This window comes from Actinomadura meyerae, assembly GCF_900188445.1.
GTDB classification, from domain to species: Bacteria; Actinomycetota; Actinomycetes; order Streptosporangiales; family Streptosporangiaceae; genus Spirillospora; species Spirillospora meyerae.
This window is the reverse complement of sequence record NZ_FZOR01000012.1, coordinates 1-14,425: the sequence shown is the minus strand read 5'-3', so window position 1 is coordinate 14,425 and position 14,425 is coordinate 1. Positions and strand designations below refer to the sequence as shown.

The 14,425-nt window shown below is 69.5% G+C and carries 14 protein-coding genes; 6 read left to right on the top strand and 8 right to left on the bottom strand.

All coding sequences use genetic code 11. From position 1 onward, the window contains the following. The first annotated feature begins 31 nt into the window (after positions 1 to 31). Positions 32 to 604 (top strand): helix-turn-helix domain-containing protein, encoded by a 573-nt coding sequence (locus CHF16_RS14390; RefSeq protein WP_089326526.1) that lies wholly within the window; start codon positions 32 to 34, stop codon positions 602 to 604. 16 nt (positions 605 to 620) lie between these two features. After that, complete coding sequence (locus CHF16_RS14385; protein ID WP_245868502.1) at positions 621 to 1,907, top strand: MFS transporter; 1,287 nt, start codon at positions 621 to 623, stop codon at positions 1,905 to 1,907. A gap of 58 nt (positions 1,908 to 1,965) precedes the next feature. Here CHF16_RS14385 and ddaH read toward each other — a convergent pair whose 3' ends face one another. Next, on the bottom strand, positions 1,966 to 2,805 hold the full coding sequence (ddaH, locus tag CHF16_RS14380; protein ID WP_425427493.1) for a dimethylargininase: 840 nt from the start codon (positions 2,803 to 2,805) through the stop codon (positions 1,966 to 1,968). Between the two features lie 116 nt (positions 2,806 to 2,921). Continuing rightward, positions 2,922 to 3,410, bottom strand: coding sequence for an ATP-binding protein (locus tag CHF16_RS14375; protein WP_089326525.1), 489 nt, complete (start codon positions 3,408 to 3,410; stop codon positions 2,922 to 2,924). A 119-nt stretch (positions 3,411 to 3,529) separates the two neighbouring features. Between CHF16_RS14375 and CHF16_RS14370 the strand changes: the two genes are divergently transcribed. The 3 genes from CHF16_RS14370 to CHF16_RS14360 all read left to right on the top strand — a co-directional run bounded on the left by CHF16_RS14370 (position 3,530) and on the right by CHF16_RS14360 (position 7,075). After that, positions 3,530 to 4,825, top strand: a complete 1,296-nt coding sequence (locus tag CHF16_RS14370) for a DNA-binding protein (RefSeq protein ID WP_089326524.1) — start codon at positions 3,530 to 3,532, stop codon at positions 4,823 to 4,825. 211 nt (positions 4,826 to 5,036) lie between these two features. Continuing rightward, entirely contained in the window at positions 5,037 to 5,951 is a 915-nt protein-coding gene (locus CHF16_RS14365) for an XRE family transcriptional regulator (protein ID WP_245868499.1), read from the top strand. 206 nt (positions 5,952 to 6,157) lie between these two features. Then, complete coding sequence (locus CHF16_RS14360; RefSeq protein ID WP_245868498.1) at positions 6,158 to 7,075, top strand: XRE family transcriptional regulator; 918 nt, start codon at positions 6,158 to 6,160, stop codon at positions 7,073 to 7,075. Between the two features lie 105 nt (positions 7,076 to 7,180). Here CHF16_RS14360 and CHF16_RS14355 read toward each other — a convergent pair whose 3' ends face one another. From CHF16_RS14355 to CHF16_RS14335, 5 genes are all read right to left on the bottom strand, one after another. Next, positions 7,181 to 7,585 carry a hypothetical protein gene (locus CHF16_RS14355; protein ID WP_089326521.1) on the bottom strand — a complete coding sequence of 135 codons (405 nt, stop codon included), beginning with the start codon at positions 7,583 to 7,585 and terminating at the stop codon, positions 7,181 to 7,183. A 587-nt stretch (positions 7,586 to 8,172) separates the two neighbouring features. Continuing rightward, positions 8,173 to 9,417 (bottom strand): HNH endonuclease signature motif containing protein, encoded by a 1,245-nt coding sequence (locus tag CHF16_RS14350; protein ID WP_179271529.1) that lies wholly within the window; start codon positions 9,415 to 9,417, stop codon positions 8,173 to 8,175. Between the two features lie 430 nt (positions 9,418 to 9,847). Then, on the bottom strand, positions 9,848 to 11,035 hold the full coding sequence (gene tgmC / locus CHF16_RS14345; protein WP_245868496.1) for an ATP-grasp peptide maturase system methyltransferase: 1,188 nt from the start codon (positions 11,033 to 11,035) through the stop codon (positions 9,848 to 9,850). Beyond that, complete coding sequence (gene tgmB, locus CHF16_RS14340; protein ID WP_089326519.1) at positions 11,028 to 11,972, bottom strand: ATP-grasp ribosomal peptide maturase; 945 nt, start codon at positions 11,970 to 11,972, stop codon at positions 11,028 to 11,030. Before tgmB ends, tgmC begins: the two co-directional genes overlap by 8 nt. Before the next feature lie 4 nt (positions 11,973 to 11,976). Beyond that, complete coding sequence (locus tag CHF16_RS14335; protein WP_089326518.1) at positions 11,977 to 12,243, bottom strand: putative ATP-grasp-modified RiPP; 267 nt, start codon at positions 12,241 to 12,243, stop codon at positions 11,977 to 11,979. A 148-nt stretch (positions 12,244 to 12,391) separates the two neighbouring features. Here CHF16_RS14335 and CHF16_RS14330 point away from each other — a divergent pair, with 148 nt between their 5' ends. Further along, positions 12,392 to 12,598 (top strand): hypothetical protein, encoded by a 207-nt coding sequence (locus CHF16_RS14330; RefSeq protein WP_089326517.1) that lies wholly within the window; start codon positions 12,392 to 12,394, stop codon positions 12,596 to 12,598. A 519-nt stretch (positions 12,599 to 13,117) separates the two neighbouring features. Here CHF16_RS14330 and CHF16_RS14325 read toward each other — a convergent pair. Beyond that, positions 13,118 to 14,326, bottom strand: coding sequence for an HNH endonuclease signature motif containing protein (locus CHF16_RS14325; protein ID WP_089326516.1), 1,209 nt, complete (start codon positions 14,324 to 14,326; stop codon positions 13,118 to 13,120). Positions 14,327 to 14,425 lie beyond the last annotated feature (99 nt).

Below are 14,425 nucleotides of genomic sequence, written 5' to 3'. Positions count from 1 at the left end.
CAAACTTCTTTGCCGATTCTGCAATAGTCCCATGGAGACGACCGAGGACGTCCTCGCCGGAGTCGGGCCGCGGCTGCGCAGGCTGCGGCAGGAGCGCGACATCACGCTGACCGCCCTCGCCGAGGCCACCGGCATCTCGGTGAGCACGCTGTCGCGGCTGGAGTCGGGCAAGCGGCGGCCGAGCCTGGAACTGCTGCTGCCGCTCGCGCAGGCGCACGGCGTCCCGCTGGACGAGCTGGTCGGCGCGCCCGCCGTCGGCGACCCGCGGATCCGGCCGCGCCCGAAGAAGATGGGCGACATGACCGTGCTGCCGCTGACCCGGCGGCCCGGCGGCTTGCAGGCGTTCAAGATGATCGTCCCGGAGCGCCGGTGGACGAACGAGCCGCAGACCCACGAGGGCTACGACTGGCTGTACGTGCTCAACGGGCGCCTGCGCCTCTACCTCGCGGGCCGGGACATGGTCCTGGAGCCGGGCGAGGCGGCCGAGTTCGACACCCGGCTGCCGCACTGGTTCGGCGGCGAGGGCGGGCCCGCCGAGGTGCTCAGCCTGTTCGGGCCGCAGGGCGAGCGCATGCACCTGCGGGCCAGACCTCGACAGACGTGACATAAGTTGGTATTCCGTGCAGACCGCCCAGCCTCCCCAGGAATGCCCGGAACGCCGGAAAGCCGCCCCCATCGCGTGGGTGCTGTGGAGCATCGGCGTCGTCGCCTACGCGGTCGCGGTCCTGCACCGCACATCGTTCGGGGTCGTCGGGCTGGACGCGGTCCACCGATTCGACGCGTCCGCCGGGATCCTCGCGTCCTTCACCGTCCTGCAACTGCTCGTCTACGCGGGCCTCCAGATCCCCGTCGGCCTGCTGCTCGACCGCGTCGGCCCGCGCCGGATGGTCGCCGGCGGCGCGCTGCTCATGGCGGCCGGGCAGGCGCTCATGGCGGTGTCCACCGGCATCGGCACGGCCGTCGCCGCCCGCGTCATGGTCGGCGCGGGCGACGCGATGACGTTCATCAGCGTCCTCGGCATCGTCGCGACCTGGTTCCCCGGGCGGTACGTCCCCGTCGTGACGCAGCTCACCGGGCAGCTCGGGCAGCTCGGCCAGGTGCTCAGCGCCATCCCGCTCGTCGCGCTCCTGCACGGCCCCGGCTGGGGCACCGCCTTCGGATCGGCCGCCGCCCTCGGCGTCCTCATGGCCGTCCTGTCGATCGCCTTCCTGCGGGACGGGCCGGCCCGCGCCGACGTCCCCACCCTCCGCGAGACCGGCACCAACCTCGTCGAGGCGTTCCGCCACCCCGGCACCCGCCTCGGCCTGTGGTCGCACTTCGTGACGCAGTTCTCGTCCAACACCTTCGCCCTCATGTGGGGCTACCCGTACCTGGTGTCGGGGCAGGGCATGAAACCGGCCGCCGCGTCCACGCTCCTGACGCTGTTCGTGCTGGTCAACGTCGTCTCCGGGCCGTTCATCGGACGGCTCGTCGCCCGCTACCCGCTGCGCCGCTCCTGGCTCGTCCTCGGCATCGTCGGACTGAACGCCGCGGCGTGGGCGGCGGTCCTCGCGTGGCCGCCGCCCGCCCCCGCCTGGCTGCTCGTCCTGCTGGTCCTGTGCGTCGCGCCCGGCGGCCCCGGCTCGATGATCGGCTTCGACTACGCCCGCACGTTCAACCCGCCCGGACGGCAGGGCACCGCGACCGGCATCGTCAACGTCGGCGGCTTCGTCGCGTCCCTCGTCACGATCCTGCTGATCGGCGTCGTCCTGGACGCCCTGTCGCCGGACGGCGAGTTCACGCCCGAGGCGTTCCGGGCCGCGTGGACCGTCCAGATCGGCATCTGGGCGATCGGCGTCGCCGGCGTCCTGCGGACCCGCGCCCTGGCCCGCCGCCACCTCGGCCTGGCCCGGCGGCCCCGGAGCTGACCTCCGGCCCCGGAGCTGGCCTCCGGGGGCCAGAGCTGACCCCCCGGGGCCGGACGGCTCAGCCGCGCAGCTCCAGCGTGCAGCACTTCGGGCCGCCGCCCGCCTTGCGCAGCTCGGACAGATCGACCGGGACGGGCTCGTACCCGTGCGCCCGCAGCGTCCGGATCAGCCCGGTGGCCTCGGCGTTGATGACGACGTTGCGCCCGTCGCACACCGCGTTGAGGCCCAGCACGGCCGCGTCGTCCTCACCCGCGATGATCGCGTCCGGGAACAGCCGCTCCAGCACCGCCCGGCTGCCCGGCGAGAACGCGCCGGGGTAGTAGGCGACGTTGCGTCCGCCGAGCGGGAACAGCGCCGTGTCCAGGTGGTAGAAGCGCGGGTCGACGAGCCGCAGCGTCACCACCGGCCGCCCGAGGAACTCCTGCGCCTCCTGGTGGGCGGCGATGTCGGTCCGGAAGCCCGTCCCGGCCAGGATCACGTCGTCGAGCGTGAGAAAGTCGCCCTCGCCCTCGTTGGTGTGCCGGGCCTCCAGCACCTCGGAGAACCCGTTCTCCCGCATCCACTTCGCGTACGCGGGGCCCTCAGCGTGCCGCTCCGGATGCGTGAACTTCGCCCCGTACACCCGGCCCCCGACGACCAGCGCGCCGTTCGCCGCGAACACCATGTCGGGCAGCCCCTCGATCGGATCGATCAGGCTCACCTCGTGCCCGAGCGCGAGATACGCGGCCCGCAGCCCCTCCCACTGCGCGACGGCCCGGCCCGCGTCGGCCCCGGCCGCCGGATCCATCCAGGGGTTGATCGCGTAGGTCACGGCGAAGTGCTCGGGACGGCACATCAGGAAGTGCCGCCGCAGCGCGGTCCGGACGGTGCCCGGCTCCATTGCCGGCATGACGGTCATACGTGTCTCCAAGAACGTCCGAAGGGGGATCACTCAACCGGAAGCCTAGGAAGCAACGCCGCCCGATCCAATGCGCCAACATTGCGATGACCTGCTACTTCGTTGCGTCTTTCCGCTCAGCGGCGGCGCTTCGTTGCACGCCCGTCGCCGGTTGCCTCCAGCACCTGCGTCCACCACACGGTCTTGCCGCCCGCCGCCGGATGCCACCCCCACGCGTCCGCGCACGCCGCGACGATCGCCATGCCCCGGTACCCCTCATCGGTGTCGGACGCGGCCACCACCCGGGGCATCCCCGGCTCGGGATCGGTCACGTCCACGCGCAGCCGCCCGTCCATGACCCGGACCCGCACTTTCACCACCCCGCTCACCCGCCCATGCCGGACGGCGTTCGTGACGACCTCCGACGTCAGCAACTCCGCCGAGTCGATGTCGCCCTCCGCGACGCCCCACCCGGCGAGCACCGCCCGCACCGCCCGCCGTGCGTCCCCGGGTGCCCGCTCCCCGAGGGGCCAGACGTACGTCCGCGACCCCTGACTCGCCCGCGTGATCCCGCCCCGCCGCAGGGCGGCGCCCAAACGCTCGTACATCGCCTCGACCTCCCTCATTTCGGGGACGCGAATGTCCCGCTAACTCAGTGAAACCGTGCGCGCACGGACCGAGAAAGGCGACAATGGAGGCGTTGGAGGGACACAAGTCCGCCCGCTCCCCGAAGGGTGCCCGTCCCATGACCGACCAGCAGCGCCCCCCATGGGCGGTACGCCTGGAAGCCGAACGCCGCGCCCGCGGCTGGGGCCCGTTCAAGGCGGCCCGCCGCCTGTACGCCGCCGCCGGCATCGACCACCCGGACCCGAGCCAGGTGAAGAACCTCTCCCGGCAGATCAACCGCCACGAGAAAGGCGAGGTCTTCCCGTCCGACTGGGGATCCGCCTACGCCACGGCGTTCGGAATGGACGAAAGGGACCTGTTCGGCCAGGAATCGACTGATCAGCCGATGGGTACCGTAAACCCGAGCCCTCTTCCCGACGATGGGGACGAAGACGTGAAACGTCGCGCCGCACTCCAGTTGATCGCCGCACTCGGCGCCGGAGCCGCCGTCCCCCCGGGAGCCCTGGAAGAAATCCTCTCCGCCATCGACCGCACCCTGGATCGGCCGGTCGACATCGATGACTGGGAGAGCGCGGTACGGGAGTACGGCTTCCTGATCAACCGGCAGCCGGTCGGCTCGCTGATCAACGATCTGACCGCCGACATCATCGGCGTCGGGGAACTGCTCAAGCGCGACGACGCGCAGCGGGTGGATCTGCTCAGGATCAGCGCCGGTCTCTCCGCGCTCCTGGCCATCGAGTTCGGCGACATCGGTGACCGGAGGGCCGCCCGCCTGACCTGGGGGACGGCCCGCCGAGCCGCCGACGCGTCCGGCGACCGCGACCTGAAGGTGTGGGTGCGGGCCAGAGAAGCCGAAGAGGCGTTCTGGTTCGGCCTCTCACCGCAGGAGATCAGCGCTCGCACCACGGAGGCCATACGGATCTCCGGCGGTACGGCCAACGGCGGGCTCCCGAGGGCCTACGCCGTGCGCGCCAGCCTCGCCGCGGAGCACGGAGACAAAGCCACCGCCCGCCGGACGATGCACGAGCTTTCGGAGGTCTTCGAGAAGCTGCCGAACTCGGTGACGAGCGACCCGGCCACCTTCGGCTGGAGCGAAGCCCGTTTCCGCTGGAACGAGGCGTACGTCTACACACTGCTTGGAGACACCCGCGCAAAGAAGGCGGTGGACGACGCCCTGGCGCTCTACCCGCCCGGCACTCTCGGCCCGGTCGCCAACCTCAAGGTGATCGACGCGATGGGCATGATCACGAGCCGCGAGGTAGACACGGGCCTCGACCGAACGCTGGCGACCCTGCACGAACTACCGCTGAGCCCCGCCCGGCGGCGCATGACCGGCCAGATCCTCCGCACCCTCCCCGCCGAGGCACAAGCCCTGCCCGCAGCGCGCGAACTGCGCGCCCTCACGTCCGCCTGACGGGAACCGACCTGGACGGCCCGAGCGGCTACCGGTAGGTGGCCGCGGAGCCGCATGACAGAGGCGTTGCTGAGAGAAGCCTCCTGTCGCCCAAGTGGGTATCTGTTGATCGGAGCTTCTTTCGAACGACGGGACCGGAGTCGTGAAACGTCGCGCCGCACTCCAGTTGATCGCCGCCCTAGGCGCCGGAGCCGCCGTCCCCCCGGGAGCCTTGGAAGAGATCCTCTCCGCCATCGACCGCGCCACCGATCACGCCGTGGACGTGGACGAGTGGGAGCAAGCCGTCTACGAGTACGGCCAGAAAGTCGTGACACGGCCCACGGGATCATTGGTCGGCGACCTCACGGCCGACATCATCGCCGTGGGACGGCTGCTCGACCGGGCGCGCACCTCGCAAGAGGAGACCGGCCTCCTGCGGGTCAGTGCGGGCCTCTCCGGTCTCCTGGCCATCGTGCTGGGCGACGCCGGTGAGGAGCGTTGTGCGCGAATCACCTGGGGCACCGCCCGCCGCGCCGCCGACAAGTCCGGCGACCGTGATCTGCAGGTATGGACGCGCGGGAGAGCGGCCCAGGACGCGTTCTGGGCGGGCAGGCCCCACAAGGTCGTCGTCGGTCTGATCGACGAGGCCATAAGCCTGGCGGACGGGACGTCCTCAGCCGGGCTGGCCAGGGCCTATGCCGCCCGCGCCTATCTGGCGGCCGACCAGAGGGACGATCGTGTCGCGCTCGCCTCCCTGCACAAGGTCAAGGAAATGGCCGGGCAACTGCCCGATGGTATCCAGACCGTCCTGGCGTTCCGCGAAAGCCAGGTGCGCTGGACGGAATCGTACGTCCTGACCCGCACCGGGAACTCCCAGGCCACGGATGCGCTCGAACGGGCCATCGGCTGCTACCCGCCCCGCTCCGTCGTCCCGATCAAGAACCTGTCGCTGATGCGAGCCGAGGCTCTCGTCCGCGCCCGGGAAGTGGACACTGGCCTGCAAGAAGCCATATCGGCACTCCAAGAACACCCTGACTACCTGGCCGCTGGTACGAGCACGCTCGCGGCCCACGTCCTCGCCGCCCTTCCCGACCAAGCCCGCGCACTATCCGCAGCCCAAGAACTCCGCACCCTGACGCCCGCCTGAACCCCGGAGATCGTCCTTGAGCGCGGTAAGGAGAGTGCAACCGCAGGTTCCTGTTCCTAGCCCCGCAACCAGAGCCTCCGGTCACCCGCGTGGGTATTCGTAAGTCGGAGCCCTCTTCCGAACGACGGGACCGACTCGTGAAGCGTCGCGCCGCACTCCAGTTGATCGCCGCCCTCGGCGCCGGAGCCGCCGTCCCCCCGGGAGCCTTGGAGGAGATCCTCTCCGCCATCGACCGCGCCACCGATCACGCCGTGGACGTGGACGAGTGGGAGCAAGTCGTCTACGAGTACGGTCAGCAGCTCATGGTCCGGCCGACGGGTGCGCTGATCGGCGACCTGACGGCCGAGATCATCGCCGTCGGACGGCTGCTCGATCGGACTGAATCCGCGCATGAGCGGACCGGTCTTCTGCGAGTGAGCGCGGGCTTGTCCGGCATATTGGCGATCGAGCTCGGAGACGCGGGCGAGGAGCGCTCCGCACGAATCGCGTGGGGCACCGCCCGCCGCGCAGCCGACGCGTCCGGGGACCGTGACCTCCAGGTCTGGACGCGCGGGAGAGCGGCTCAGGATGCGTTCTGGGCGGGACGGTCGCGGCATGCTGTCGCCGCCATGATCGCTGAAGCCGTCGCGGTAGCGGACGGCGCACCGTCCGCCGGATTGGCCCGCGCCCACGCCGCAGCCGCTTACATGGCGGCCGACCAGGAACAGAAAGCACAGGCACTCGGTGCTCTAAACAAGATCAAGAGCACCTTCGAGCGCCTGCCGGACGGAACGGAGCAGACCGTCCTGGGATTCCGTGAGAGCCAGTTGGTCTGGGCCGAGGCATACGTCTACACCCAGTTGGGAGAGGCCCGCGTCCACACGGCACTTGCGCGAGCGTCGGCCCTGTATCCGCCTGGTGCTCAGGGTCCACTCGTGAACCTGAACATGATGAAGGCGACGGCCGTCGTCCGGTCCAGGGAAGTCGACACTGGCCTCCTGGAAGCCGTCTCGGCTGTTCAGGATCGGCCGGACGCCGTGACGGCCGGCACGAGACACCTGGCAAAGCGGATAGTGGCAACCCTCCCCGAACGCGCGAGAGAGCTACCGGCGGCCCGACACCTACAAGCCTTGACGTCCGCCTGAGCCTGTCCAAGCGCTGCACCGCCGAGCCGAGCCCGGATGACAGGCCAGGCGGCTACAGCGATACCGGTTCGGGCGCTCTAGCGCTCCATGCGAGTGCGCACCGGCTCACGAATGGTCAGGATCGATCTTCTCCCGGCATTCTTTCGGCATCCCGGTTTGCTCGGTGCACTCCTCGATCTGTTCTTCCTTGGAGGGCACCTCCTCGTCGCTTTGAGTCGGCTCCGGCTCCTCCGCCGGTTCCTCCGGTTCCTCGTCCTCGGGCGGCTCCGGCTCCTCCACGGAGTCGTCGATGCCGTCGTTGTCCCGATCCCGCTCCGGCGGGACCGGGGCCACCGTGCCTACACCGTCCGGCCCGTACTCTTCGATGCAACTCTGCCTGACGCTCCCGCCCGCGGGATGCTTGCACTCTTCCGGGAGTGGCCGGTCATCGGTGTCCTGCGGCGTAGGGGGAGGCTCCTGGGTCGTCGGCTTCTGTGACTTCGGCGTGTCCGGCTTCGCCGAACTCTTCACGGGCGTCCTGGACGGCTTGGACGGGGCATCGGGGTCCTCCGACCCGCACGCCCCTGCACCGCTCGCGATAAGTGCGACGGTCACAGCGATCGCCGCAAACCGATTACTTCTCATCTCGCCCCCCGAACGATCGTGGGGCCCGCCCGACGCTGCCGGGCGGGACGTGCGGTCACGGACGCTCGACCCGCCCGACAGCAGTACCGAAGCCTGCGGTCGTCTAGCGGCTCCGGTTCAGGCACGCAAGGTGCACGCTGGCCGCGTCTGGCCTGGTCGAAGGCCCATCTGCCAGGGGGAACTACCCAATAATGGGGCCTTGCTAGGGCCGTAGCAGAGCTTGGTGGTTGGGGTGGCCGGGTGCGGGCGCGGGGGCTTGTTGGTGACTTGGGCCGCTGTGGTGCCGACCGGGTTCGGGGACCAGGGATGGGTCTGGCACGTGCGGTGGCGGATGCGTTCGGACATGGGTGTGCTCGCTGAAGCACGTGGTCATGGGCCGTCAGGTAGTGGGCTGGTGGAAGGTCACCGAGTGTGGGCAGCCGGGCCCTGCTCATGCCGCTGGGGGCGGGCGGGCGTGGGCGCCGGTTTGTCGGTCATGCGGCCTCGGCCCATGTGGGTGGTGGTCTTCGCTGGTGGAGGGCTCTGGTCCCGGGTGGGTGGAGGCGGTAGGTGTAGCGGCCGTCCTCGGCTTTGGTGATGTGGAGTCGGTCGGGGTGGGTGTGTTTGTAGCGGTTGTGCCACCCGCAGCACAGGGTGAGTTTGTCGATGTCGGTGGGGCTGTTGCCGAGGGCCCAGCCGTGGACGTGGTCCACCTCGCACAGCGTCCCGGGCACCTCGCACCCCTGCACCGCGCAGGTGTCGTACAGCGTTTCCAGGACTTGGCGTTGGGAGGCGTTGGCGAACCTGACCCGATGGCCGAGGTAGAGCGGCGTGTTGCCGGTGCCGAGCAGGAGGGGCGAGACCCCCGCCGTGAGCGCGATCCTGCGGGCCTGGGCTGCCGGGATGGGGGTGCCGTCGGTGAGTCTGGCTGGGGTGGTGCCGCCGGTGAGGGTGTCCAGGTCGCAGATGACGGTGACCTTGGTGGCCGTGTGCCCACCCGACAGCACACTCGTCAACGCCGCCGCCGTCCGCTCCGACAGATCACGCCGGTCGTCGGTTCCGGCGGGCTTGGCCAGCGGTGCCAGGGTGCCGTCCCAGATCGCGGCGTCCTCGGCGTTCAACCAGCCCTTGATGTAGCGGCCACCGTCCAACGACCGGGTCGAGTCGATCCACGACCGCTCATAACCACGCTTCACATCCTCGGGGGCCTGCTCACGCCCGTCGCGCTCGGCGATGACGTCGCGGATCCGCTTACCGAACGAGGCAACCTTCCCGGCTGAAAAGCCCTGGTCGACCATGCCGAGCAGGGTGGTCTCGGCAGTGGCGCAGTCATCGTCGTCCAGGCGGGCGATGGCCTCGGCGATCGTGGCGGCGTACCCGGTCGACAACTCACCGGCGGTCCACCGCTCGGTAACCTCCGTAAGCCGCTGGCGCTGGCGGGCCAGGGTCAGTCGCTCTTTGGCGCGGGATTCGCGCATGCCCATACGGGACCGCAGCCACGACCTCGTGGAGGGGAAGCCCCACCGCTGCACCTCCCGGGCCCCGTCCACCACACCGACGAAACCGGCTAGCGCGGCCTCTTGTAGATCGTTGGCGGCGGCGAGTTCCTCGGCCAACTCCAGGCACGCGGCCGGCGAGTCGGGGGCGGTGCGGGAAGCGAGCTCGGCGGCGATCACCGATACCGCGTGCACCAATTCCATGGTGGACGCGGCGTCAGGATCACCCGCAATCAAACTCATGCAACTATCATATCTGGCCGGACGCTGTGTTGCGCTTTCGAGGCGAAATTCGACCATGATTCTTTCTGGATTCAGTGATCGCCATCGACTGTTCTCGCACATGCCTCATTTCGGGCATTTATCTTCTCTGTCTTGTGGGCTGCGGATCTCCGGTTGTGCATTCCCCTATGGGCTGATCGAGCGAAGGAGTCGGCGCAGGCGGTGTGAACGACGCCCAGTTGCTCGCAGGTCAGGCTCCGCGTAGGCGGCGAATGCGCGAACGCCCAACTCGAGAACGCACGATAACTGGCGAATCTCCCGCAACCCTGCGGCGGCCACAGCCAGCCCGGCGGATTCGTCCAAGGCCATCGCCGTCTAACAGGACTACGGAGCCACCCCCTGACGATATGCAGCCCCACTGATCTTCGACTTTTCAAGCGCTCGCCGGCGGTCAGGTCGGCAAGGCGAACGACAAGGCGGGGGTCGTGGGGTGGTAAATCCGTTGGGCTCCGCCGGCGATGCTGAGGCGGAAGGTGTCCAGGGCGGGGCGGTCGACTTGGTCCCAGGCGTCCCAGGTCTTCTCGATGGCGTCCCAAAGGCGAAGCGGGCCCGTCTGTCGGACGCCATCAGGGGTGAAGACGGCGGTGGAGCCGGTGGTGACGTCGATGAGGTGGGTGGCACCGTTCAGCGTTGCGATTTGGGCGTTGGGTGCGGCGAGTTGGGCGAGGAATCGTCTGGAGAAGCCGTCTTCGGTGGCTTCATCGAGCCGTTCCGGGGCATGGCGGACGGTTCGGGTCTCGGCTTCGGGGTTGAGTGACGCCCAGTGTGCGGGGTTGCCGGGCTCTGGGCGCTCTTGCACGCGTGCGGCCATGAAGGAGATCGTGCCGGGCAGCAGCGGGCCCTCGGCGGTTCCGTCGTCCTGGACGGTCAGTAGCACCCGCGCGTACCCGTACAGCCACCCGGACAAGGTGGTGAGGATCTTTCCGCCGGGACGTGTCTGGGCGAGCCAGGCGCGCGGGATGGTGCGCACCGAGCATGCGGCGACGATCCGGTCATAGGGTGCGCATGGCCAGTAGCCGTACAGGCCGTCCGCTACCGCGAGGTCCGGTGCGTAGCCGCAGTCGTAGAGCGCGGCTGCGGCGTGGTTCAGGCGGCGGTTGTCGACTTCGACGGAGGTGACGTCCCCGTTGTCGCCGAGCCTCTCGCACGCGAGCGCGGTCGAGTACCCGGTGCCGGTGCCGATTTCTAGGACGTTGTGACCGTCCTGGAGTTCCGCGTCAGCCCACATGCGTACGACCAGGGAGGGCAATGTGGACGAGGATGTCGGCGTTCCGCCTGTCCGGGGGAGGGGGCGGCTCCAGTCGGTCTCGTCGCCGTCGAACTGCGTGATGAGCGTGGTGTCGGAGTAGACGGCCGCCAGCCATCGCGCTCGGTCGATGGTCTCGGTGACCGGCTCCCAGACGGTCAGCCCGTCCTCGGAACGCTCGCCGGAGTCGGCGTAGAAGCCCGGAACGAACCGGTGCCGGGGAACGACCTCCACCGCCTTGCGCCAAGCCGGGTCGTCGACCGCGAGGCGTGCGGCGAGCTCGGCTCGCAGCCGCGCGGGATCTGGGGCCGAAGGCGTCATGACCTCACCCATTCTGCAGAAGTTCGGCGAAGGCGTCCGCGATGGAGTCGGACTCGGGGAGGAAACCCCACTGGCCGTTGGGATTGCATTCGATGAAGACCAGATCCTCGGTGTCGTCCACCGCGAAATCGAAGCACCCGAACGCCAGGCAGAAGCGATCGAGGTAGGCGTGAAGGCGGGCCGTGAACCGCGTGGGCAGGTCGATCGGCGAGTACTCCAGGCGGTCCCAGTCGCCGGACCGCCAGTCGAGAGGTGAGCCCGGCGCCTGAATGTGAGACGCGAAGACGCGTCGGCCGACCACGGTGATCCGCACGTCGCCGGTCTTCTCCACCTCCGCCTGGAAAAGGTGGGCGGTGACCGAGACCGACTCGTCTATCTCCGCAGTCTTCACCCGTTGCGTCCAGATGGCGCCGGTCTCGCCGTCCGCAGGCAGGACTCCGCGAAAGGATTTGTAGATGACGCTGCGGTGTTCGCCCGCGAACCGGCGGGCCGCGGCCGGATCGTTGGTGACCAGCGTCGGCGGGACGGTGAAGCCCAGTTCGGCGGTGGCCCGCAGTTGGGACGGCTTGTACTCCGCGCGGGCGTTCGCCAAGGGGGCGTTCACCTGCGGCACGGGCAGGTCGTTGAGAAGACCGCACAGGCCGTGCCGCGCCTCGGCGGAGGCGAAGCGACGGGCGCGGCGCTCCAGATGGTCGAATCGCCATGGCCCAGGACGGCGGTGATACACCGAGCGGACGTGACCGAGATCGAGGTCGCGGCTCTCTGTGCGCAGCCGCCCGCTCCATCCCCGGTCACCCCCACCGATGCGTCCGGCGAAGGCGAGCCCGTCGCCGATGTCCGCCGGGTCGAGACGGACGACGGGGATACCGCGCCGGTTCAGCGCCGCGATGACGAGGTCCGCCGTCACGTCTTCAAGGCTGGTGACGACCAGCACCGGCCCGTTCGCCATCCGCTCAGTCCGATTCGTAGTCGGCGGTCGAGTCGTCGACAGCCTGGATCTGGGGGCTGCTGCCGTCCCCGCCGCCGGACTTGGTGGCCGTGCTCGTCTGCCGGTTCGTCCCGTGCTTGCCCATCTCGATCACCTTGCCGTGATGGTCGAGGTAGCGGCCGGTTTGCGTGGCCGCGTCCAGGGCCACCGACGCGTAGGAAGGAGCCATCTCCGGGAGACGGGCGGTCATTCGCGTCCATCCCCATGGAGCTCGGCTTTGGATTTGTGTCATCTGTCCTCCGTGTGCCGGCTTGTCGTTGCTACTCATCGAAGCCAAGCTGTTACGGAGTGAGCAAGATGACAATGGGGACACGCGCGGGGGCGGGTCGGTCTGAGCGAGCCGAGCGTCCAGGGCGTGGAGGTCGCGTACCCGGGCGGCGGTGCTGCTCCTCCTGATCACGCTCGCGACTTTCGGTGGGCATGCGGTGGTCCGCGGCGTGGTGCTCCCGGACCGGCTGCGCGCCGCCCGGCAGATCGCGCTGGCCATGGCGCCGGCGGAGCTCGCGCTGACCGCCAGGGCGCTGGTCGGGGTCCTGTCGACGGAGGTCGCCGCGAACGAGACACCCCGGCGTGACACCCCGGCGTGACGCCGCTGTACCTGACGGCCGGCGTCCCCGCGCTGGTCTACGCGTTCTGGCTGTTCCGCCGAGCCGGGGACGGCGGGTGGCGAGAACGTCCAGCCCTGGGCGACGTGGAGCGCGGCGGACGGTACGTGGCGTTCGCGGTGGTCACCCTGGGCCTGGGAGCCGCTGAGGGACGCGCCGCCCGAAACCCGGCACGCCAACCTCGGCGAATCGGTGACCTACCGCCACCGCTACCAGAAACCTGCGGCTTCTGCTCGCCTCGGGCGGGCGCCTGTTCCTCGTCCCGCTGACCTGGAGGCCCGACGATCGCACGGCACGGAACTCAACGTTCGTCCTCGCATACGACGGCAACATCCGCCTGCAACCCATCCCACAGAAGACCACTGACCGCACGGCCTTGAAGTCGAACACGGCGAGCCGGACGGCCCGTGCAGACAGCAGCGCGGCCGGTCACGGGGTGTGGGCAGCCGGGTCCGGGCCCGCGCCGCTGGGGGCAGGCGGGCTCGGGCGGTGGTCTGTTGGTCAGGCGGCTTGGGGCCATGTGGGTGGTGGGTGTCTTCGCTGGTGCAGGGCGTCGGTGTCGGGTGGGTGGAGGCGGTAGGTGTAGCGGCCGTCGGGTGTTTTGGTGATGTGGAGTCGGTCGGGGTGGGTGTGTTTGTAGCGGTTGTGCCAGCCGCAGCACAGGGTGAGTTTGTCGATGTCGGTGGGGCTGTTGCCGAGGGCCCAGCCGTGGACGTGGTCGACCTCGCACAGCGTCCCGGGCACTTCGCACCCCTGTACCGCACACGTCGAGTACAGCGTTTCCAGGACTTGACGTTGGGAGGCGTTGGCGAACCTGACCCGATGGCCGAGGTAGAGCGGCGTGTTGCCGGTGCCGAGCAGGAGGGGCGAGACCCCCGCCGTGAGCGCGATCCTGCGGGCCTGGGCTGCCGGTATGGGGGTGCCGTCGGTGAGGCGGGCGGGGGTGGTGCCGCCGGTGAGGGTGTCCAGGTCGCAGATGACGGTGACCTTGGTGGCCGTGTGCCCACCCGACAACACACCGGTAAGTGCGGCCGCGGTTCGCTCCGACAGATCACGATGGTCGTCGGTTCCGGTGGGCTTGGCCAGCGGTGCGAGGGTGCCGTCCCAGATCGCGGCGTCCTCGGCGTTGAGCCAGCCCTTGATGTAGCGGCCACCGTCCAGCGAGCGGGTCGAGTCGATCCACGACCGCTCGTACCCGCGTGCCACATCCTGCGGGGCTTGCTCGCGTCCGTCGCGTTCGGCGATGACGTCGCGGATCCGCTTACCGAAGCTGGCGACCTTCCCCGCGGAGAAGCCCTTGTCGACCATGTCCAGCAGGATGTCCTCAGCGGCCGGGCAGTCGTCATCGTCTAGGCGGGCGGTGGCTTCGGCGATGGTCGCGGCGTACCCGGTCGACAGTTCACCGGTGGTCCACCGCTCGGTGACCCCCGTCAGGCGGTGCCGCTGCCGCGCCAGGGTCAACCGCTCTTTGGCGCGGGATTCGCGCATGCCCATGCGGGACCGCAGCCAGGAACGGGTGGAGGGAAATCCCCACCGCTGCACCTCCCGGGCGCTGTCCACTACACCGACGAGTCCGGCCAGTGCGGCCTCTTGTAGATCGTTGGCGGAGGCGAGTTCTTCGGCGAGTTCCAGGCAGGCGGTTGGGGAGTCGGGGGCAGTGCGGGAGGCGAGTGCTGCGGCGATCACCGAGGCCGCGTTCACCAATTCCATGGTGCAATGCCGTTAAATTAAGCTGCTGGGCAGATCAATCGGATCGTGGCCGGCGAGTCGTGGGTGATGTTCTCGTCCGTCTCACGTTTAACTCGGTAT

Excerpts from the sequence above, each read along its gene's own strand:
- CHF16_RS14325 (WP_089326516.1), bottom strand. The coding sequence starts at position 14,326 with ATGGAATTGGTGAACGCGGCCTCGGTGATCGCCGCAGCACTCGCCTCC.
- ddaH (WP_425427493.1), bottom strand. The coding sequence starts at position 2,805 with ATGACCGTCATGCCGGCAATGGAGCCGGGCACCGTCCGGACCGCGCTG.
- CHF16_RS14350 (WP_179271529.1), bottom strand. The coding sequence starts at position 9,417 with ATGAGTTTGATTGCGGGTGATCCTGACGCCGCGTCCACCATGGAATTG.
- CHF16_RS14335 (WP_089326518.1), bottom strand. The coding sequence starts at position 12,243 with ATGACACAAATCCAAAGCCGAGCTCCATGGGGATGGACGCGAATGACC.
- CHF16_RS14375 (WP_089326525.1), bottom strand. The coding sequence starts at position 3,410 with ATGAGGGAGGTCGAGGCGATGTACGAGCGTTTGGGCGCCGCCCTGCGG.
- CHF16_RS14370 (WP_089326524.1), top strand. The coding sequence starts at position 3,530 with ATGACCGACCAGCAGCGCCCCCCATGGGCGGTACGCCTGGAAGCCGAA.
- tgmB (WP_089326519.1), bottom strand. The coding sequence starts at position 11,972 with ATGGCGAACGGGCCGGTGCTGGTCGTCACCAGCCTTGAAGACGTGACG.
- tgmC (WP_245868496.1), bottom strand. The coding sequence starts at position 11,035 with ATGGGTGAGGTCATGACGCCTTCGGCCCCAGATCCCGCGCGGCTGCGA.
- CHF16_RS14390 (WP_089326526.1), top strand. The coding sequence starts at position 32 with ATGGAGACGACCGAGGACGTCCTCGCCGGAGTCGGGCCGCGGCTGCGC.